The organism is Pseudomonas putida (assembly GCF_022627325.1).
GTDB classification, from domain to species: domain Bacteria; phylum Pseudomonadota; class Gammaproteobacteria; order Pseudomonadales; family Pseudomonadaceae; genus Aquipseudomonas; species Aquipseudomonas putida_X.
In genome coordinates this window covers 340,892-359,273 of sequence record NZ_JAETZZ010000004.1, presented here as the reverse complement: position 1 = coordinate 359,273, position 18,382 = coordinate 340,892, and the positions used below count along the sequence as shown (strand labels likewise).

The window sequence follows — 18,382 nt, the reverse complement described above, 5'->3', positions numbered from 1 at the left end:
CTTGCCCCGGAGTTCCCCATGACGGCCCCAGCCGAGCTCTCGCCCACCCTCCAACTGGCCTGCGACCTGATCCGTCGTCCCTCGGTCACCCCTGTCGACGCCGATTGCCAGGCGCAGATGATGAACCGCTTGGGCGCCGTGGGCTTCCAGCTCGAACCGATGCGCATCGAAGACGTCGACAACTTCTGGGCCACCCATGGTCACCAGGACGGGCCGGTGCTGTGCTTCGCCGGCCACACCGATGTGGTCCCTACCGGCCCGGTACAGCAGTGGCAGCATGAGCCGTTCGAGGCACTGATCGATGCCGATGGCATGCTCTGCGGGCGTGGCGCTGCCGACATGAAGGGCAGCCTGGCCTCCATGGTGGTCGCCAGTGAGCGGTTCGTGCAGGACTACCCGAACCACCGCGGCAGGGTCGCGTTCCTGATCACCAGCGATGAAGAGGGCCCGGCACACCATGGCACCAAGGCTGTGGTCGAGCGCCTGATCGCGCGCAACGAGCGCCTGGACTGGTGCATCGTCGGCGAGCCGTCGAGCACCAGCCTGCTCGGTGACGTGGTCAAGAACGGCCGTCGTGGCTCGCTTGGCGCCAAACTGACCGTGCGCGGCAAACAAGGCCATGTGGCCTACCCGCACCTGGCACGCAACCCGATCCACCTGGCCGCACCAGCACTGGCGGAGCTGGCCGCCGAACACTGGGATGAAGGCAACGCGTTCTTCCCACCGACCAGTTTCCAGATCTCCAACCTCAATTCCGGTACCGGCGCCACCAATGTGGTGCCGGGTGATCTGACCGCGCTGTTCAATTTCCGCTTCTCCACCGAGTCGACGGTCGAAGGCCTGCAGGCGCGAGTCTCGGCAATCCTCGACAAGCATGAACTGGACTGGTCGATCGACTGGGCGCTTTCGGGCCTGCCATTCCTCACCGAGCCCGGTGAACTGCTCGATGCCGTTTCGGCCAGCATCAAGGGGGTCACCGGCCGTGATACTCAGCCGTCCACCAGCGGGGGCACGTCCGATGGCCGGTTCATCGCCACCATGGGCACCCAGGTCGTCGAACTGGGCCCGGTCAATGCAACCATCCACCAGGTCGACGAACGCATCCTGGCCAGCGACCTCGACCTGCTGACCGAGATCTACTACCAGACCCTGGTGCGGTTGCTCGCCTGATGCTCGCCTGCCCTATTTGCCAGGCGTCACTGACGCGGCTCGACAACGGTGTGGTGTGCCCGGCCGGCCACCGCTTCGACCGTGCCCGCCAGGGTTACCTGAACCTGCTGCCTGTGCAGCACAAGAACAGCCGTGACCCTGGCGACAATCAGGCCATGGTCGAAGCGCGCCGGGACTTCCTCGATGCTGGCCATTACGCGCCCGTGGCCCGTCGCCTGGCTGAACTGGCCGCCGAGCGCCAGCCCGGCGTCTGGCTGGACATCGGCTGCGGCGAAGGCTATTACACCGCGCAACTCGCCCAGGCTCTGCCACAGGCTGGCGGCTACGCCCTGGACATCTCGCGGGAGGCCGTCAAACGTGCCTGCCGCCGCGACCCTTCGGTCACCTGGATGGTCGCCAGCATGGCCCGCGTCCCCATGGCCGATGCCAGTTGCCAGTTCATCGCCAGCGTGTTCAGCCCGCTGGACTGGGCCGAGGCCCAGCGCCTGCTGAGCCCGGGTGGCGGCCTGATGCGGGTGGGCCCGACCAGCGGCCACCTGATGGAATTGCGCGAAGTGCTCTACGATGAAGTACGCCCTTATGCCGACGACAAACACCTGGCCCTGGCCCCCCAGGGCATGGCCCATACCCACAGCGAAACCCTTGAGTTCCGGCTGAGCCTGGCGGCCCCCAAGGCCCGTGCCGACCTGCTGGCCATGACCCCACACGGCTGGCGCGCCAGTGCCGAGAAACGTGCGCGGGTGATAGACCAGCCCGAGCCCTTCGACGTCACGGTTTCGATGCGTTATGACTATTTCGTGCGCCAAGACTGAGCACACCTGGAGCCCTTATGCGCCAACCTGATATCGAGATCTACCTGAAGGACGCTGACGTCGACCACAAGCAGATTGCCCAATGGCTCGGCGAAGCCATTGGCCCCTGCAGCGAATGGCAGCAGAAAGGCCAGACCTTCAAATGCAAGGCCGGTAACATTCCGGTCACCTGGTTACCCAAGGCTGTAGGGAAATGGAACAGCCTTTACCTGGAAAGCGACCAGACGCCATGGGACGATGACGTCGCCTGCGCCCGCGCCGCATTCGCCGCACTGGGCGTGGAAGTGCGCTGCGCGCCAGGTGGCTGGGTCGAGGAAGATGGCGAGGAAGATGCCGATCGCTGGATCCGCATCAGCGCCGACGGTGAAGAGGAGATCACCTGGCGTACCTCGTGAGCAGCACGCTACAAAAGGGTTCGCATCAGGCTGCAAGTTACACGGTCAACTTGCAGCTTGAAGCTTGAAGCTTGAGGCTCGAAGCGCAGGACTCAGAGCCCTACGACGTCCTCGGCTTGCAGGCCTTTCTGGCCCTGCACGCAGGAGTACTCGACCCGCTGCCCTTCGACCAGGGTACGATGCCCCTCACCGCGGATCGCCCGATAATGGACGAATACATCCGCACCACCTTCGCGCTGAATGAAGCCAAAGCCCTTGGCATCGTTGAACCACTTTACATTCCCAGTCTCACGAGACGACATCTGAACTACTCCGGATTTTTATTGTGAAGATCGCCTTGTAGACACAGGGTTTCCTCCCCGTGCCGACGCCGCTTGCCGAAATATCCTGCAAGTGGCAGGCCGAGTATATGCCACAGAACAAATAATTTTCATGACCGCCGCGCCCTTTGCAGGATTTTGCTGAACTTACGCAGATACGGCAGACTAACCGTTTGCACATTCACTGAACATCACACCCAGGGCACACACCCCATGACCCGTTCTCCCCTGCGCCGCCTGATCTTCGGCGCTCTGCGTCGCCTGTTGTACCTGTGGGTGCGCTCCGAGACCATCAACCAGTCCGCCATGAGCCTGCAGCTCGACCGCAGCCGCCCGGTGTTCTATGCCCTGCCCTCGCCATCGCTCACCGACCTGGCCGTACTCGACCATGAGTGCACCAAGGCGGGGCTGCCGCGCCCGGTACTGCCGGTAGCGGTGGGCACGCTGCACGAGCCGGCCGGGTTCTTCTACCTCACGCCCGACCCGGACTGGCTCGGCCGCCACGACAAGCGCGGCGCGCCCCCCACCCTTGAGCGGGTGATTGCAGCAGTCAGCCAGCATGCCGAAGAAGACGCACAGATCATCCCGGTCAGTGTGTTCTGGGGCCAGACGCCTGCCAGCGAATCGAGCCCGTGGAAATTGCTCTTCGCTGACAGTTGGGCGGTAACCGGGCGCCTGCGCCGGCTGCTGACCATCCTGATACTGGGGCGCAAGACCCGCGTGCAGTTCTCGGCGCCTATCCAGGTGCGTGAGCTGGTGCAGCACAACAAAGGCCATGAACGCACCGTGCGCATGGCCCAACGCCTGATGCGCGTGCACTTTCGCAACCTCAAGACTGCGGTGATCGGCCCGGACATCTCGCACCGGCGCAATCTGGTCAAAGGCCTGGTCCACGCGCCACTGGTACGCCAGGCCATCAGCGAACAAGCCCAACGGGAAAACATTCCCCTGGCCAAGGCTGAAGCACAGGCCCTGCGCTACGGCAACGAGATCGCCTCGGACTACACCTACACCGCGATCCGCTTTCTGGAAGTGGTGCTCAGCTGGTTCTGGAACAAGATCTACGACGGTATCAAGGTCAACCACATCGAGCAGGTGCAGGGCATCGCACCGGGCCACGAAGTCATCTATGTACCCTGCCATCGCAGCCACATCGACTACCTGCTGCTGTCGTACCTGCTGTTTCGCAACGGCCTGACGCCACCGCACATCGCGGCCGGCATCAACCTCAACATGCCAGTGATCGGCGGCTTGCTACGCCGCGGCGGCGCCTTCTTCATGCGCCGCACCTTCAAGGGCAACCCGCTGTACACCGCAGTGTTCAACGAATACCTGCACACCCTGTTCACCAAGGGGTTCCCGGTCGAGTACTTCGTCGAGGGCGGGCGCTCGCGCACCGGGCGCATGCTGCAACCACGCACGGGGATGCTGGCGATCACCTTGCGCAGCTTCCTGCGCTCATCGCGCACACCGATCGTCTTCGTGCCGGTGTACATCGGCTACGAACGGGTCCTGGAAGGCCGCACCTACCTGGGTGAGCTGCGTGGCGCCAGCAAGAAGAAGGAGTCGATCTTCGACATCTTCAAGGTCATCGGCGCGCTGAAGCAGCGTTTCGGTCAGGTCTACGTGAACTTCGGCGAACCCATTCGCCTGGCCGGCTTTCTCGACCAACAGCAACCCGGCTGGCGTGAGCAGGCACTTGGCCCGCAGTTCCGTCCCGCCTGGCTGAACGAGACCACCACCCGCCTGGGTGAAACCGTGGCCCGCCACCTCAACGAGGCTGCAGCGGTCAACCCGGTCAACCTGGTGGCCCTGGCGTTGCTCTCCACCAGCCGCCTGGCACTGGACGAAAGTGCCCTGACCCGGGTGCTGGACCTGTACCTGGCCCTGTTGCGCAAGGTCCCCTATTCGCAGCACACCACCCTGCCCGAGGGTGACGGCCAGGCGCTGATCGAGCACGTCAGGGGCATGAACCTGCTGGCGGAGCAGAAAGACGCCCTGGGCCGCATCCTCTACCTGGATGAAGCCAATGCGGTGCTGATGACTTATTACCGCAACAACGTCCTGCACATCTTTGCCTTGCCGGCGTTACTGGCAAGCTTCTTCCACAGCAGCTCACGGATGAACCGTGACCTGCTCGGGCAGTATGTACACGCGTTGTATCCGTACCTGCAGGCCGAGCTGTTCCTGCGCTGGTCACCCGAGCAACTGGACGAGGTGATCGACCAGTGGCTGGCCGCGTTGGTCGAACAGGGGCTGCTACGCCAGGAGCAAGACAGCTACATTCGCCCTGCGCCGAGTTCGCGCCAATTCGTCCTGCTGACCCTGCTGGCCCGCTCCATCACCCAGACCTTGCAACGCTTCTACATGGCCACTTCGCTGCTGCTCAACAGTGGGCAGAACACCCTCAGCGCGGAAGAACTCGAAGACCTGTGCGTGATGATGGCTCAACGCCTGTCGATCCTGCACGGTCTCAATGCCCCGGAGTTCTTCGACAAGACCCTGTTCCGCCACTTCATCCAGACCCTGGTCGAGCAGGGCGTGTTGCGCCCGGACGGCAATGGCAAACTGGGCTATCACGACAAGCTGGGAGAGCTGGCCGAGGGCGTGGCCAAGCGCGTGCTGTCAGCCGAGCTGCGCCTGTCGATCCGCCAGGTGGCGCTGCACCGTGATGAGCCGGTGGACATCGTGCAGGGGTAGATTTTCAGCCTGCGCCCGGTCCTTGAAAGGGATCAACATCGATTCGCTGCACCCCACATCCCTTTCAAGGACTATCAATATGCCTCAGATCAAATCGTTGACTGTCGAAATCACCTGCTCGGACTCCACCACCCCGCCGGCAGCAGCCCTCGTCAAATTGAGCTTGGCTGATGTTTCGCGAGCAGATGCGCCGTCCACCCCTGTTACCGAACTCGATCTGCGCTGGGGAAGCGGCTTTCCGATCACCCTGCCGCTGCCCTTTGACTGGAGCCAGATCAACCAGAAACACGAATATGCCATCGAAGCGCGCATCGAGAATGATGGGCAACTGGTGTACATCAACACCACGAACTACATGCTGAAACCAGGCGTAGGCACCTATCAGGTTGAGGTCGAGAAGGTCCATTCGGTCACTGAAGGTCTCCACGGCGGCAACCTCATGGGTTGACCACCTGCCCGGGAAAATCCGTTAAAGTCCTTGGGGTTGGCCACAAGCCAACCCCAAGGACTACGGAGATTCCATGAAAAAGCTCGTAATGCTGTGGTGCGCATCCCTGCTCGCAGCCTGTTCCACCCACACCCCGCCGCCCCAGGCCAGCCTGGATGGCGAAGTCTTCTACCTTCAGCGCATCGCCCTGCCGCCCGCCGCCACCTTGAGCGTGGAACTGCAGGATGTATCGCTGATGGACGCCCCCGCCGTCACCCTGGCGCGCCAGGCCGGCCCGGTCAAAGGCAACGTACCGCTGCCGTTCCACCTCACCTACGACCCCGCCCAAGTCAAGCCCGGCCACCGCTACGCGGTCAGCGCGCGCATCGAACTGGGCGGCAAGCTGCTGTTCATCAACACCGAACACCACGGCGTCGAGCTCGATGGCAGCGACGCCCAGCCGGTACGGATCAAAGTCGATCCCGTACGCTGATATCCGCCTACTTCTGTTGAAAGGGACCCTTTCATGATTCGCTCCTCCCTGCGCTTCACCGTCCTGTGCGCCGGCCTGCTGCTGTCCGCCAGCGCCCTGGCCCTGTCACTGGGCGACCTGACCCAGAAGGACGCCACCGGCGGCCTGAAAGATGCGCTCACCCAAGGTGCACAGGTCGCCGTCAAGCAATTGAGCACCCCAGGTGGTTTCAGCAACAACCCGGATGTGCGCATCGAACTGCCAGGCAACCTCGGCAAGGCCGCCAAGGCCATGAAGATGTTCGGCAAAGGTGACCAGGTCACGGCCCTGGAAGACAGCATGAACAAGGCCGCGGAAGCGGCGGTGCCGCAAGCCCAGGCGATCCTGGTCGATGCGGTGAAGAACATGAGCGTGACCGATGCCAAGGGCATCCTCAGCGGGGGCGATGATTCAGCCACCCAATACCTGAACAAGAGCAGCCGCGAGAAGATCCGCGCCAAGTTCCTGCCCATCGTCAAGGCCGCGACCGACAAGGTGGGCGTGGTTCAACAGTACAACGCCTTTGCCGGCCAGGCGTCAGCCCTGGGCCTGGGCGATGCCAAGAGTGCCAATGTCGAGAGCTATGTGACCGAAAAAGCCCTCGACGGCCTGTTCGAAATGATCGCCAAACAAGAACAGAGCATTCGCCAGAACCCCGCACAGGCAGCTACCAGCCTGGCCAAGAAGGTATTTGGCGCCCTGTGACCTGCGAAGGGAGGGCTATGCCCTCCCCCGCAGCCTTCAGCCCTTCTTCACCCTGAACCACGCCGCATACAGTGCCGGCAGGAACAACAGGGTCAGCACCGTGGCAACGATCAACCCGCCCATGATCGCCACCGCCATCGGCCCGTAGAACACGCTGCGCGACAGCGGGATCATCGCCAGCACTGCCGCCAGCGCCGTCAGCACGATCGGCCGGAAGCGCCGCACCGTGGCCTCGATGATGGCCTGCCAACGGTCCAGTCCCGAAGCGATGTCCTGTTCGATCTGGTCCACCAGGATCACCGAGTTGCGCATGATCATGCCCGCCAGGGCAATGGTGCCAAGCATGGCGACGAAGCCGAACGGCTGGCGGAACACCAGCAGGAACAAGGTCACGCCGATCAGCCCCAGTGGTGCCGTGAGGAACACCATCACCGTGCGCGAGAAGCTGCGCAGCTGGATCATCAACAAGCTGAGCACCACGACGATGAACAGCGGCATGCCAGCGTTCACCGACTTCTGCCCGCGCTCGGAGTCCTCGACGGTGCCGCCCACTTCCAGCAGGTAGCCATCCGGCAGCTTGTCCTTGATTGCCTGCAAGGTCGGAGCAATCTGCTTGACCAGGGTCGCCGGCTGCTCCTTGTCATAGATGTCGCCGCGTACCGTCACCGTCGGCAAGCGGTTACGGTGCCAGATGATGCCTTCCTCGAAGCCATAATCCAGGGTCGCTACCTGCGACAGCGCCACGCTCTGGCCGTTGTCGGTGGGCAACGCCAGGCTGCCGAGGTTGCCCAGTTCGCCACGCTCCTTCTGCGTGCCACGCAGGAGAATCTCGATCAGCTCGTTGTCCTCCCGGTACTGGCTCACCGTGGTGCCGGTGAGCGAGCTGCGCAAAAAGCTCGACAGGTGCGCGGTACTTACGCCAAGTGCACGCGCACGGTCCTGGTCGATCGCCAGGAACACCGCCTTGCTTGGCTCTTCCCAGTCCAGGTGCACGTTCACCACATGGGGGTTTTCACGCACTTTGTCCGCCACCTCGCGGGCCAGGGCGCGCACCTTCTCGATATGCTCGCCCGTGACCCTGAACTGCACCGGGTAGCCCACGGGCGGGCCGTTCTCCAGGCGGGTGACGCGGGCGCGCAGGTCGGGGAATTGCTGGTCCACCGTGTCGATCAGCCAACTGCGCAAGCGCTCGCGCTCCTCCAGGGACGTGGCCAGCACGACGAACTGGGCGAAGCTGGCGGCGGGCAGTTGCTGGTCCAATGGCAGATAAAAACGCGGCGACCCGGTGCCTACGTAGGCCACATAGTTGTCGATGCCATCCTGCTGTTTGAGCAGGGCCTCGAGCTGCTTGACCCGCTCGGTGGTATTGCTCAGCGACGCGCCCTCGGCCAGTTTGAGGTCGACCATCAGTTCTGGGCGGCCGGACGCCGGGAAGAACTGCTGCGGCACGAAGCGGAACAACGCAATGCTGCCGAAAAAGGCTGCGATGGTCAGCAGGATCACCGTCTTGCGCCGCCGCACGCACCACTCCACTACACGTCGCACACGCTGGTAGAACGGCGTGGCATAGGGGTCCGGCGCATGCCCGTTACCGTCATGACGGGCGGCATGCAGCTTGGCCAGGTCCGGCAGCAACCGTTCGCCCAGGTAAGGCACGAACACCACGGCCACCACCCACGAGGTGAGCAGCGCAATGGTCACCACCTGGAAGATAGAGCGGGTGTACTCACCCGTACTGGACGCTGCGGTGGCAATCGGCAGAAAGCCGGCAGCGGTAATCAGCGTACCGGTCAGCATCGGAAAAGCCGTGCTGGTCCAGGCGTAACTGGCAGCCTTGAACCGGTCGAAGCCCTGCTCCATCTTGATCGCCATCATTTCCACGGCAATGATCGCGTCGTCCACCAGCAGGCCCAGGGCCAGCACCAGCGCGCCCAGCGAGATCTTGTGCAGGCCGATACCGAAATAGTGCATGGCGGCAAACGTCATCGCCAGCACCAGGGGTATAGCCAGGGCCACCACCAAGCCGGTACGCAGCCCAAGCGAGAAGAAGCTCACCAACAGCACGATGACCAGCGCCTCGACCAGCACCTGGACGAACTCGCCCACGCCCGCCTTGACCGCAGCCGGCTGATCGGAGACTTTGCGCAGCTGCATGCCGGCCGGCAGGTTGCGCGCCAAGCGTTCGAACTCACCTTCCAGTGCCTTGCCCAGCACCAGGATGTCGCCGCCATCCTTCATCGACACGGCCAGGCCGATCGCGTCTTCACCCATGAAGCGCATGCGCGGCGCGGGAGGGTCATTGAAGCCCCGGTACACCTCGGCGACATCGCCGATACGGAAGGTGCGATCCCCTACCCGGATGGGGAACTGACGAATCTGCTCGACACTGTCGAACTGCCCACTGACGCGCAGTTGCAGACGCTCGCTGGGGGTTTCGAAAAAGCCGGCGGTGCTCACCGCGTTCTGCTCGCGCAGCGCTTGCTGTACGGCCTCCAGCGGCACGCCCAGAGTGGCCAGCTTGAGGTTGGACAGCTCGATCCAGATTTTCTCGTCCTGCAGGCCGATCAGTTCGACCTTGCCCACGTCCTTGACACGTTGCAACTGGATCTGGATGCGATCTGCATAGTCCTTGAGCACGGCGTAGTCGAAGCCGCTACCGGTGAGCGCATAAATATTGCCGAAGGTGGTACCGAACTCGTCATTGAAGAACGGCCCCTGGATTTCCGGGGGCAGAGTGTGGCGGATATCCGCGACCTTCTTGCGGATCTGGTACCACAGTTCGGGGATGTCCTTGGAATGCAGCGAGTCCCGGGCCATGAAGGTCACTTGCGATTCGCCGGGGCGCGAGAACGAGACGATCCTCTCGTACTCGCCGGTTTCCATCAGCTTCTTCTCGATGCGCTCGGTCACCTGGCGCGACACTTCCTCGGCCGTTGCCCCCGGCCACAGGGTACGGATGACCATGGCCTTGAAAGTAAAGGGCGGATCCTCGCTCTGCCCCAGCTTGGTGTAAGACATGGCGCCAATGGCAGCCAGCAGGATCATCAGGAACAGTACGATCTGGCGATTGCGCAGCGCCCAGGCGGAAAGGTTGAAACCCATCGGGACTTACTCCTTGGCCGTCAGGTTCACCACACGGTTGGTACGGTCTACCGGCCGCACCTCCTGCCCCTCGCGCAGCACGTGGCCGCCGGCGGCCACCACCCAGTCGCCAGGGTTCAGGCCTTCGAGTACGGGAACAGTGTCACTGCCATAAGGCCCCAGGCGCACGGCGGCACGCTCCAGGCGACGGTCCTGGTTGACCCGCCAGACGTACGCCTGGCCGTTTTCCGCGGTGACCGCCGAGAGAGGTACAGCCAGTGGGATCAGCCCGTCATGGGCAATGAATACCCGTGCGCTCTGCCCAAGGTCGGCAGGCACCTTGGCCGAGTTGAAGGCGATGCGTGCGGCGAAGGTACGTGAACGGGGGTCGGCTGCAGGCGACAACTCCCGGATACGGCCCTCAAAGCGCTCATTGCCCCGCGACCACAGCTCGACACTGACCTGCTGGCCAACGGCGAAGCGGGCGAACTGCTGCTCCGGCACGCCGATGACGACTTCGCGCTCACCGTCGGCCGCCAGTGTGAACACCGTCTGCCCGGCAGCCACCACCTGGCCGACCTCGACCTGACGCTTGGCGATCACGCCGGCCTGGGGCGCCCGCAACACGGCGTAGCCGGCCTGGTTGCCAGCCACGTCGAATTCGGCTTTGGCCTGCTTGAGGCGCGCGAGCCCGGCCCGGTAGAGGTTCTCGGCGTTGTCGTACAGGGAATGGCTGACCATCTGCCGATCCAGCAACGTGCGGTAGCGGTCACGCTCGGCGCGGACCAGCGCCAGGTTTGCCTCGGCGGCCGCCAACTGGGCGCGGTTGGCCTCAAGTTGCAGGCGCACATCCTGGGGGTCGAGCTCTGCCAGTGGCTGATCGGCCTTTACCCGCTGCCCCTCCTCGACCAGGCGTTTGCTGACCTTGCCAGCGATGCGGAACGCCAGCTCCGGCTCGAAACGCGCTCGCACCTCGCCAGGGTAGCTGTCGGCTGAGGCTTGGGCCGGCTGCGGCTGGACCACCAGCGCAGGGCGAGGGGCAGTGGGCGGGGCGGCTTGCTGCCCGCAGGCGGCCAGCAACAACGCGGCAGCGGCAGGCAGAGCGAGGCACAAGGCATGACGCAACATGATGAATCCTTTCGCGACGAGCGCATCGAATATTTATACTGTCGAGTATATTAAATCAGGGAACCGGAGCCGGGAAGCCAGCGTCGGAAAGAAAGTCCGTGGCTTTTCACTTACCCTGAGATTTTTTTCACTTTGCCTAGACTCTCGCACCAAACTGCACCGCTCCCCGCTTCCAGCAGAATTCGAGAGAGAGGATGACGTGTCATCGGGAAACCACGTGTGCCCTGTTCCCCCAGTCTGGTATGGCATCCATTAGGCAGCCCCGTTCTAATGCCACAGGTCCGGTTCGTCTGGGCTTCTTCTTCGCTCTGGCGGGTCAGCAGAGCAATATGCCGCTATAGTCCCTTGTTAAGCAGTTCATTTATCTCGCCTCGATAAGGATTCGAAAGTGATGCCTATGCCGGTATAGAGGCGTGATCCGAAGGTAGATCCGTGAAGTTCCGATTGACCATGCCCCGGGCAGGTCGCCCAGAAATCACACTGGTAACCTGGGTGTGATAGGCGCGATGGCTTTTCATTGCTTCCCGGTAGGCAGCGTTTGCGGATGTCTCAGGGCAGAGGATAAAGGCTGTGCCAAGCTGCGCACCGCAGGCGCCGAGCGCCATTGCAGCTTTGATCCCTGCCCCAGTGATCTACTGCACCGCTGGCACCCATACCAGTCTGCACGCTCGAGCCAGGTAAGCAGGCCGACCTGCTGGTGCTCGACGGCCCCCCCCATGGCGGCATATGTCGTTCATGGTGAGATCCACCATTTGCAGGGCCGGGGCTAATCAGCACGCACCTGACTGGAACACGCGCTGTCAATTGGGCAAACCATTGAAAATGGGTGCTAACGAAGCTTCCGCCGCAGACACGCAGGTCATGCTACACGGCATGTACGTGAACAGCAGTGGTGCCATCCTTTCGACTCACGAAACGGGGGAAGGCCTGGGCAAGTATCCGCCTCTTGCAGATTCCAAGCTTTCTCCTGCTGACAGCAAAGTTGTGGATAGCCACTTGTCACTCTTGGAGGGCTTGCGCCTGGAGGGCATTTAATGCGTCTGTTCGAGGGCATATGATTGAGAGCGAGCCTACATGCCAGCCACATCGCCGCCACAGCGCCACCACGCCGAGTACGGCCAGCAGAACGGGAGGTATTACTTGAAATGCACAATTGATATGCCCGATAGCGTTCTCACGAAACTCACCTACCTGGTCAGGCAAAATGCAAAGCCCTATATACATACCGAGGCTTTGACCGGTGACAGTGAGGCTCACTACTTTGCCGAGCAGGAGGAGCGCGAAGTCAAGATACAAAACGGACGTCCGTTAGCCGACAGCCTTTCACTGGACAAGCAGGGGTTTGAACTCCACCGGCGAGAGACGGTGGTAGACGATCTCTACGACGATACCTCGGTAGTAAAGGTCTACTATGACGAGATAAAGGCCTTGATCAAGCAATTGACGGGCGCGAGCCGGGTCGTGATCTTCGACCACACCAGGCGCAGTGACGCCGAACGGCGGGATTTTCGCGGCCCAGCCAGCCGTGTGCACAATGACTACACCGAACACTCGGGGCCTGAGCGTATCCGGGAAGTACTGGGCGCGGAACAAGCCGCCGCAATGGCAGCGATGTCAGTCGCTCAGATCAACGTCTGGCGCCCGATAAGCGGCCCTGTCAAGCGCTCGCCGTTGGCGGTGCTGGACGCCTCGACGCTCGACCCCAATGATCTGCTGGCTACCGACTTGGTCTATCCGGATCGCATCGGGGAAATTTATCACCTCGCCTACAATACTCACCAGCGCTGGTACTATTTTCCGGAGATGCGCCGTGACGAAGTCTTGCTGATCAAGGGTTATGACTCGCGTCACGACGGCCGTGCCCGCTTCACCCCCCATGCCGCCTTCCAGCTCCCCCATACGCCGCCGGGAGCCCCGCCACGCGAAAGTATCGAAGTTCGTACCCTGGCCTTCTTTCACTAGGTATTGGTCACCGGGTGTGGCGGCGGCCATATCGCCGTCTCGCGCCCGGCGCGGTGACCGGATAGAAAGCTCGGGGCGTAGCATTCGTGCCCCGTGCCGCCTCACGTAGACAGGATGAAGTCAGGCAGAACGAACTGACCGAGCTCCTCGAGGACCTCGCCAGCGGGGCGTTGCCCGTACTTCAAGTTGATGATCACATGGTTGACGCCGATCTCCTGTAAGTGTTGCAGCAGTGAGATCAGATGATATCGCCCTAATTGATAGCCGAGGTGGATCGGTCGAGGGGGTATCTGCGAGTTGTCCGTCAAGTCGATGTATAGCGACTGGGTGAAGGGTTTGAACAGCTCACCACATTCGGTATGCACTGCAGTGCGCCAGTTCTCGACAATCAGTTGCTGAGTCTTCGGCGCACGCGGATAACTGATCCAGCCATGACTGCAGCGGGCAATCCAATCCAGCGTCTGGCGGCTATGACCGGTGACGAAGAATGGAATTTCCGCTGTGGTCGGCTTGGGAATCAGATCGCAGCCCTCAAGCGTGCCGCCGGACCAGGTCAAAGGCACGAAACTGCTGCGCTGAACCTGGCGAAATACCTCTAGGTATTCGCGGAACATTCTGTCACGCTGCTCCGGATCTACACCGAATGCGGGAAACTCTACAGGTCGGTCCCCGGAAGCCACGCCTAATAACAGGCGGCCACCACTGAGTTGATCTACACTGGTGGCCGCCTTCGCGGTGTGAAGAGGGTTGCGGATTGGCAGGATGACCGAGGCGGTACCCAGCGCAATCGAATGCGTGTGTGCCGCCATGAAACCCAGGTAGACCCAAGGATCGAAGACCTGACCGGTATCACCGAAACTAGGGTCACGTAACGGTACATCGCGAAACCAAAGGGCAGCGAAACCTAGCTTTTCGGCTCTTTGGGCCAGGCTCACCTGGCCAGCCATACTCGGCATATCACCGCTAAAGGCTTCGAGGGGGAGGAAAAGGCCCAGGCTCAACCGACCTTGACGGTAAGTGCGCTGAAAGCCCGGTTGTCGCTGATAGGGAATGGAACTCGGAGTGAACATGCGCCCTCCTACTTACATCAGAACCTGGATGAGGGTGCTGAAAGATACCTGGGTTTGTCCTATGACAACGGACACCTTCGCCACTTCATTAGGTATCGCGTATGCGCACCGCGTCGGTTTCGACCCCCAACGCGCCCAGCGTCAGCACGGCTTGACGGTCGAGCTACAGTGCGGATTAAAGGTTTCCCGCCCTAGGTAGTCGGCATCGTGTATGAACCGCTCAATGTGTCAGAGCGGTCACCATCACCGTGATGGACCTTGAGACCAGAGGGCTCCACGGTGCGAATCAGTTGCGGATTTACATCGATATTCTAAAGTTTAGCTCCCTGTGCGAGCGGCGCCGGACAAGCAATCCGACCTGTACGGCCAACAGCTATGATGAGTTCAGGGCCTTGAAGACCGAGCTTCGGTAAAGAGCACAAAAGCACTTTCGCCACTCCAGGCCCTGCCTCGCGCCTTCCCTCGCTTGATCAGTCGAATTGCGTGCCTTTTTGTATCAGCTCGACCTTGTACCCGTTGGGATCTTCAATGAACGCGATTATTGTGCGTCCATGTTTCATGAGACCTGCTGGTCGAGGAACACGATATCCCATGATAGCAGCACGGCTGCACACAGCTTCTGCATCCTCAACCTCGATAGCTACATGCCCGTAAGCATCGCCAATCTCATAGCTATCTTGTCCCCAATTTCGCGTCAGCTCCAGAACAGCAGTTTCTGTCTCCAGGCCATATCCGAGGAAAGCAAGGGTGAATTTGCCCTCCGGATAGTCTTTGCGTCTCAAGAGGCTCATGCCGAGCACTTTAGTGTAGAAGTGAATGGTTTTATCCAGATCCACCACACGTAGCATGGTATGTAGTATGCGCATCGATTCTCCGCTGCAGCTTCAGCCCTTCGCAAGGCCAACATTTCCTAGAAGGCTTTCCCCGACAACGACGAAAGTCCGTGCATCCAGGCCCTACCACCGCAAGCCCATGAGGCTAGGCTGTCGAGGTGATTGGATGCGTTTGCCCGGGCAATGTTAAGCTGACACACGCATCACTAAAAGTGATCAGATGTGAGCTATACCATCACAAAAGGAGAGCATCTTGAAGCTTTCACAGCTTGGTTTTTTTTGCGCTGTCGTAGAGCACGGTACGATAGCCGCAGCAGCTGCACAGCTGCATTGCGTGCCCTCGAACATCACAGCAAGACTGCGAGAACTAGAAACTCAGCTCGGCGTCGTCTTGTTCAACCGCGAAAATAACCGGTTACTTGTCACCCCCGAAGGTAGGCTGGTCTACCGCAAAGCCAAACAGCTCCTCGACCTGGCAGCTGAAACACGCTCGCTGTTTTCAACCGATTCCATGCCTGGCGTGCTTCGCGTTGGGGCGCTTGACGTAGCGCTGGCCAATCATCTCCCTCCGCTTCTGGTACGGTACCGCCTTGAGGCGCCGGGGGTAGAACTGCACATCCGTCCGGAGCACTCGCTACTCCTGGAGCGGCTGTTGATGGATGGCGAGCTTGATTTGATCCTCACTGATGGCCCCATCGAGCATCCTTTGCTTGAAAGCCGCTTAGCGTTCCGTGAGCGCTTGTTGAGAGTTGTACCGAAGGCCTTTTCCTCGCCCACCCCGGAAGACCTGGCTGGGCTCGAACTGTATGTATTCGGTCGCACCTGTCACTACAGGCAACAGGTCGATAACTGGCTAGAACGCAGCGGCATCCAGCCTCGGGCGATACTGGAAATCGAATCGTATCCCAGTATTTTTGCCTGCATCGCACAGGAAATTGGCTTTGCTTGCGTGCCAGAGAGTTATATCGACCGTTTCGCGAGCCAGGCAGATACCTTTCAGGCCGATCATGTGCCGAGCTTGGATTCAAGCGATATCTATTTCGTCTGGCGAAAAAATCAGCAGTCGCCGTTGATCAAGAATTTCATCGAGGCCATTGATAATCACCAGGGCAAGGGCAATGTTTAATGTGCAATCCCCGCATCCCATGAAGATTTAATCTGTCTCGCCATCCAGGAAACTACACATCGCCCACGAAGCGGCAGAAAATAATCGCCCGCAGTTGTGTGCGTGCCTGCGATAGCGTGAGTTTGCGTATTGCCGTCAGGTTTTCATGCTCAATGAGCATCCCGTGCTTCAGGCTTCGGCGGATCAATGCGATCGATATTTCCCAGGACCAACGCTCGCCCGGCAAATAGCCCCCCGGATGTTTCCAGGGCAAAACGTTCAGCATCGCGGGTGCGCACCTCGTCGGTCACCGCGTCGGCTTCGTGCGCTGAGGCACCCAGGGTCAGCACGGCCTGGTGGCCAAGCAGCAAGGCGGATTCAAAGGTTTCCCGCACGATGTAGTCGGCGTCGTGCTTGACCAGCTCCAACGCGTGCTCGCGGTCAAAGGCGCGCACCAGCACCTTCACCTGCGGGCAATAGTGCCGCGTGCTTTCGACGATGCGTGTCGCGGCCTTCTTGTCATTCACGCACACAATGATGGTACGGGCGTGATGGGCCCCGGCAGCATGCAACAGGTCGTGCCGGGCACCATCACCGTAATAGACCTTGAAACCATAAGGCTCGACGGCGCGGATCACCTCCGGGTCCATGTCGATGATCGAAAGCTTGGCGCCATGAGCGAGTGGTGCCTGGCAAGCGATCTGGCCGACACGACCAAACCCTATGATCAGGATATGGCCTTGGAGATTCTGTGCCGGCTCCACACCGGCCATGGAAACCGCCCGGGGCCGCGCGAAGCGCTTGTACAATAGAAGGTTGACCGGCGTAACGGCCATGGACAACACCACGATAGCCGTCATGTTGGCGTTGATTTCGGCACTGACGACCTTGAGTTTCAGCGCTTCGGCAAACAGCACGAACGCAAATTCACCACCCTGCGCCATCAGCACGGCGCGGTCCAGCGCATCACCATGCTGGCTTTTCGCGAGGCGCGCGACCCCATAGATACACAGCGCCTTGACCATCATCAGCGCCAGCACGCCAGAGGTGATCAGCAGCCAGTTCGCGGCCACCACGTGCAGATCCAGCGCCATGCCGACGCCGAGGAAAAACAGCCCCAGCAACAACCCGCGAAACGGTTCTATGTCAGCCTCAAGCTGGTGGCGGAAGGTGGACTCCGACAGCAGCACACCGGCAACGAACGCGCCCATCGCCATTGACAGGCCGCCGATTTCCATCAGCAGCGCTGCTCCCAGCACCACCAGCAGCGCGGCAGCAGTCATCACCTCGCGCGCCCTGGCTTGGGCCAATACCCGAAACAGAGGGTTGAGCAACCACAACCCGATGACCACCAGTGCGCTCAGGGACAGCGCTGCGGTCGCCATGCGCTGCCACAGGGGGGAGCTGGATTCGGGCACCGATGCAGTAGGTGCCAGAAATGCCACCACCGCCAGCAACGGCACTATCAACAGGTCTTCAAACAGCAGAATGGAGACGATGCGTTGGCCCCTCGGCTCGTTCAAGTCACCCCGCTCCGAGAGAACTTGCATGACAATCGCCGTGGATGTGAGCACAAAACCGGCCGCGCAGACGAATGACACCTGCCAAGGGAAACCAAAGGCCTTGCCGACGACGGTGAGCAGAACGGCACAGATCACCACCTGCAGGCTGCCCAGCCCAAAGATCTGCCCACGCAGGTCCCATAGATGCGAGGGTTTGAGCTCCAGGCCAATCACGAAAAGAAACATCACCACACCCAACTCGCCCACATCAATGATGGTGTGGGGGTCATTGATCAGTTGCAGCCCGAAGGGTCCGATCATCATCCCTGCCAACAGGTAGCCCATCACTGAGCCGAACCCGATGCGCTTGAGCAGCGGCACGGCCACCACGGCGGCGGTGAGCAAAGTGATAACACCCAACAAAAGTCCTGCGTTGCCTTCAGCGGACATAGTCTCGACCTTCAGCCCTGGCAGGACCGGTTATGGGAAAAAATCCGGATGAATTATCGCTGGGCGCCTCAGCTCGACAGAGAAGTGCAATGTCCATTGCAGGGGGGAGCGGCTACCGTTCTTCCCGTTGAGCAACCGAAGTACTACCCGCCCGCGAGGTTTTCGCGGGCGGGTAGTTCAGGCGACGAGGGTTGTACCTTGTCTGCGCAAA

At 61.1% G+C, this 18,382-nt stretch carries 15 protein-coding genes and 1 pseudogene; 9 read left to right on the top strand and 7 right to left on the bottom strand.

Annotated elements, in window-relative coordinates:
- Nucleotides 1-18 precede the first annotated feature (18 nt).
- From dapE to JNA92_RS09270, 3 genes are read left to right on the top strand one after another with little or no spacing between them, the layout of a single operon-like run.
- On the top strand, nucleotides 19-1,170 hold the full coding sequence (dapE, locus tag JNA92_RS09280) for a succinyl-diaminopimelate desuccinylase (RefSeq protein WP_241804401.1): 1,152 nt from the start codon (nucleotides 19-21) through the stop codon (nucleotides 1,168-1,170).
- On the top strand, nucleotides 1,170-1,982 hold the full coding sequence (locus JNA92_RS09275) for a putative RNA methyltransferase (protein WP_241804400.1): 813 nt from the start codon (nucleotides 1,170-1,172) through the stop codon (nucleotides 1,980-1,982). The genes dapE and JNA92_RS09275 overlap by 1 nt, the downstream gene beginning before the upstream one ends.
- Before the next feature lie 17 nt (nucleotides 1,983-1,999).
- Nucleotides 2,000-2,377: a hypothetical protein gene (locus tag JNA92_RS09270; RefSeq protein WP_241804399.1), complete on the top strand. Its 378-nt coding sequence runs from the start codon at nucleotides 2,000-2,002 to the stop codon at nucleotides 2,375-2,377.
- 92 nt (nucleotides 2,378-2,469) lie between these two features.
- On the opposite strand, the gene JNA92_RS09265 is transcribed toward JNA92_RS09270, so the two are convergent.
- Complete coding sequence (locus JNA92_RS09265; RefSeq protein WP_012315914.1) at nucleotides 2,470-2,679, bottom strand: cold-shock protein; 210 nt, start codon at nucleotides 2,677-2,679, stop codon at nucleotides 2,470-2,472.
- 231 nt (nucleotides 2,680-2,910) lie between these two features.
- Here JNA92_RS09265 and plsB point away from each other — a divergent pair, with 231 nt between their 5' ends.
- The 4 genes from plsB to JNA92_RS09245 all read left to right on the top strand — a co-directional run bounded on the left by plsB (nucleotide 2,911) and on the right by JNA92_RS09245 (nucleotide 7,040).
- Nucleotides 2,911-5,397 carry a glycerol-3-phosphate 1-O-acyltransferase PlsB gene (gene plsB / locus JNA92_RS09260; RefSeq protein ID WP_241804398.1) on the top strand — a complete coding sequence of 829 codons (2,487 nt, stop codon included), beginning with the start codon at nucleotides 2,911-2,913 and terminating at the stop codon, nucleotides 5,395-5,397.
- 79 nt (nucleotides 5,398-5,476) lie between these two features.
- Nucleotides 5,477-5,845 (top strand): YbaY family lipoprotein, encoded by a 369-nt coding sequence (locus tag JNA92_RS09255; RefSeq protein WP_241804397.1) that lies wholly within the window; start codon nucleotides 5,477-5,479, stop codon nucleotides 5,843-5,845.
- A 73-nt stretch (nucleotides 5,846-5,918) separates the two neighbouring features.
- Nucleotides 5,919-6,317: a YbaY family lipoprotein gene (locus JNA92_RS09250; RefSeq protein ID WP_241804396.1), complete on the top strand. Its 399-nt coding sequence runs from the start codon at nucleotides 5,919-5,921 to the stop codon at nucleotides 6,315-6,317.
- Between the two features lie 33 nt (nucleotides 6,318-6,350).
- On the top strand, nucleotides 6,351-7,040 hold the full coding sequence (locus tag JNA92_RS09245) for a DUF4197 domain-containing protein (protein WP_241804395.1): 690 nt from the start codon (nucleotides 6,351-6,353) through the stop codon (nucleotides 7,038-7,040).
- Nucleotides 7,041-7,076: 36 nt separating this feature from the next.
- On the opposite strand, the gene JNA92_RS09240 is transcribed toward JNA92_RS09245, so the two are convergent.
- From JNA92_RS09240 to JNA92_RS09230, 3 genes and pseudogenes are all read right to left on the bottom strand, one after another.
- Entirely contained in the window at nucleotides 7,077-10,142 is a 3,066-nt protein-coding gene (locus JNA92_RS09240; RefSeq protein WP_241804394.1) for an efflux RND transporter permease subunit, read from the bottom strand.
- A gap of 6 nt (nucleotides 10,143-10,148) precedes the next feature.
- Complete coding sequence (locus JNA92_RS09235) at nucleotides 10,149-11,249, bottom strand: efflux RND transporter periplasmic adaptor subunit (protein WP_241804393.1); 1,101 nt, start codon at nucleotides 11,247-11,249, stop codon at nucleotides 10,149-10,151.
- Between the two features lie 401 nt (nucleotides 11,250-11,650).
- Nucleotides 11,651-11,875: pseudogene (locus tag JNA92_RS09230) on the bottom strand (nitronate monooxygenase); the annotation flags it as partial.
- Between the two features lie 514 nt (nucleotides 11,876-12,389).
- Here JNA92_RS09230 and JNA92_RS09225 point away from each other — a divergent pair.
- Nucleotides 12,390-13,211 carry a CmcJ/NvfI family oxidoreductase gene (locus JNA92_RS09225; protein ID WP_241804392.1) on the top strand — a complete coding sequence of 274 codons (822 nt, stop codon included), beginning with the start codon at nucleotides 12,390-12,392 and terminating at the stop codon, nucleotides 13,209-13,211.
- 101 nt (nucleotides 13,212-13,312) lie between these two features.
- On the opposite strand, the gene JNA92_RS09220 is transcribed toward JNA92_RS09225, so the two are convergent.
- Both JNA92_RS09220 and gloA read right to left on the bottom strand, forming a co-directional pair.
- Nucleotides 13,313-14,281 (bottom strand): LLM class oxidoreductase, encoded by a 969-nt coding sequence (locus JNA92_RS09220; RefSeq protein WP_021782320.1) that lies wholly within the window; start codon nucleotides 14,279-14,281, stop codon nucleotides 13,313-13,315.
- A 470-nt stretch (nucleotides 14,282-14,751) separates the two neighbouring features.
- The gene (gene gloA / locus JNA92_RS09210; protein WP_021782319.1) at nucleotides 14,752-15,147 is read right to left on the bottom strand and encodes a lactoylglutathione lyase; all 396 of its coding nucleotides are present in this window, start codon (nucleotides 15,145-15,147) and stop codon (nucleotides 14,752-14,754) included.
- A gap of 220 nt (nucleotides 15,148-15,367) precedes the next feature.
- On the opposite strand from gloA, the gene JNA92_RS09205 reads away from it, so the two are divergent.
- On the top strand, nucleotides 15,368-16,240 hold the full coding sequence (locus JNA92_RS09205; protein ID WP_021782318.1) for a LysR family transcriptional regulator: 873 nt from the start codon (nucleotides 15,368-15,370) through the stop codon (nucleotides 16,238-16,240).
- A 149-nt stretch (nucleotides 16,241-16,389) separates the two neighbouring features.
- On the opposite strand, the gene JNA92_RS09200 is transcribed toward JNA92_RS09205, so the two are convergent.
- Nucleotides 16,390-18,171, bottom strand: coding sequence for a monovalent cation:proton antiporter-2 (CPA2) family protein (locus JNA92_RS09200; RefSeq protein ID WP_241804391.1), 1,782 nt, complete (start codon nucleotides 18,169-18,171; stop codon nucleotides 16,390-16,392).
- Nucleotides 18,172-18,382: the final 211 nt, after the last annotated feature.

Excerpts from the sequence above, each read along its gene's own strand:
- JNA92_RS09245 (WP_241804395.1), top strand. The coding sequence starts at position 6,351 with ATGATTCGCTCCTCCCTGCGCTTCACCGTCCTGTGCGCCGGCCTGCTG.
- JNA92_RS09220 (WP_021782320.1), bottom strand. The coding sequence starts at position 14,281 with ATGTTCACTCCGAGTTCCATTCCCTATCAGCGACAACCGGGCTTTCAG.
- JNA92_RS09275 (WP_241804400.1), top strand. The coding sequence starts at position 1,170 with ATGCTCGCCTGCCCTATTTGCCAGGCGTCACTGACGCGGCTCGACAAC.
- JNA92_RS09240 (WP_241804394.1), bottom strand. The coding sequence starts at position 10,142 with ATGGGTTTCAACCTTTCCGCCTGGGCGCTGCGCAATCGCCAGATCGTA.
- JNA92_RS09265 (WP_012315914.1), bottom strand. The coding sequence starts at position 2,679 with ATGTCGTCTCGTGAGACTGGGAATGTAAAGTGGTTCAACGATGCCAAG.
- JNA92_RS09250 (WP_241804396.1), top strand. The coding sequence starts at position 5,919 with ATGAAAAAGCTCGTAATGCTGTGGTGCGCATCCCTGCTCGCAGCCTGT.
- gloA (WP_021782319.1), bottom strand. The coding sequence starts at position 15,147 with ATGCGCATACTACATACCATGCTACGTGTGGTGGATCTGGATAAAACC.
- plsB (WP_241804398.1), top strand. The coding sequence starts at position 2,911 with ATGACCCGTTCTCCCCTGCGCCGCCTGATCTTCGGCGCTCTGCGTCGC.
- JNA92_RS09255 (WP_241804397.1), top strand. The coding sequence starts at position 5,477 with ATGCCTCAGATCAAATCGTTGACTGTCGAAATCACCTGCTCGGACTCC.
- JNA92_RS09270 (WP_241804399.1), top strand. The coding sequence starts at position 2,000 with ATGCGCCAACCTGATATCGAGATCTACCTGAAGGACGCTGACGTCGAC.
- JNA92_RS09200 (WP_241804391.1), bottom strand. The coding sequence starts at position 18,171 with ATGTCCGCTGAAGGCAACGCAGGACTTTTGTTGGGTGTTATCACTTTG.
- dapE (WP_241804401.1), top strand. The coding sequence starts at position 19 with ATGACGGCCCCAGCCGAGCTCTCGCCCACCCTCCAACTGGCCTGCGAC.
- JNA92_RS09235 (WP_241804393.1), bottom strand. The coding sequence starts at position 11,249 with ATGTTGCGTCATGCCTTGTGCCTCGCTCTGCCTGCCGCTGCCGCGTTG.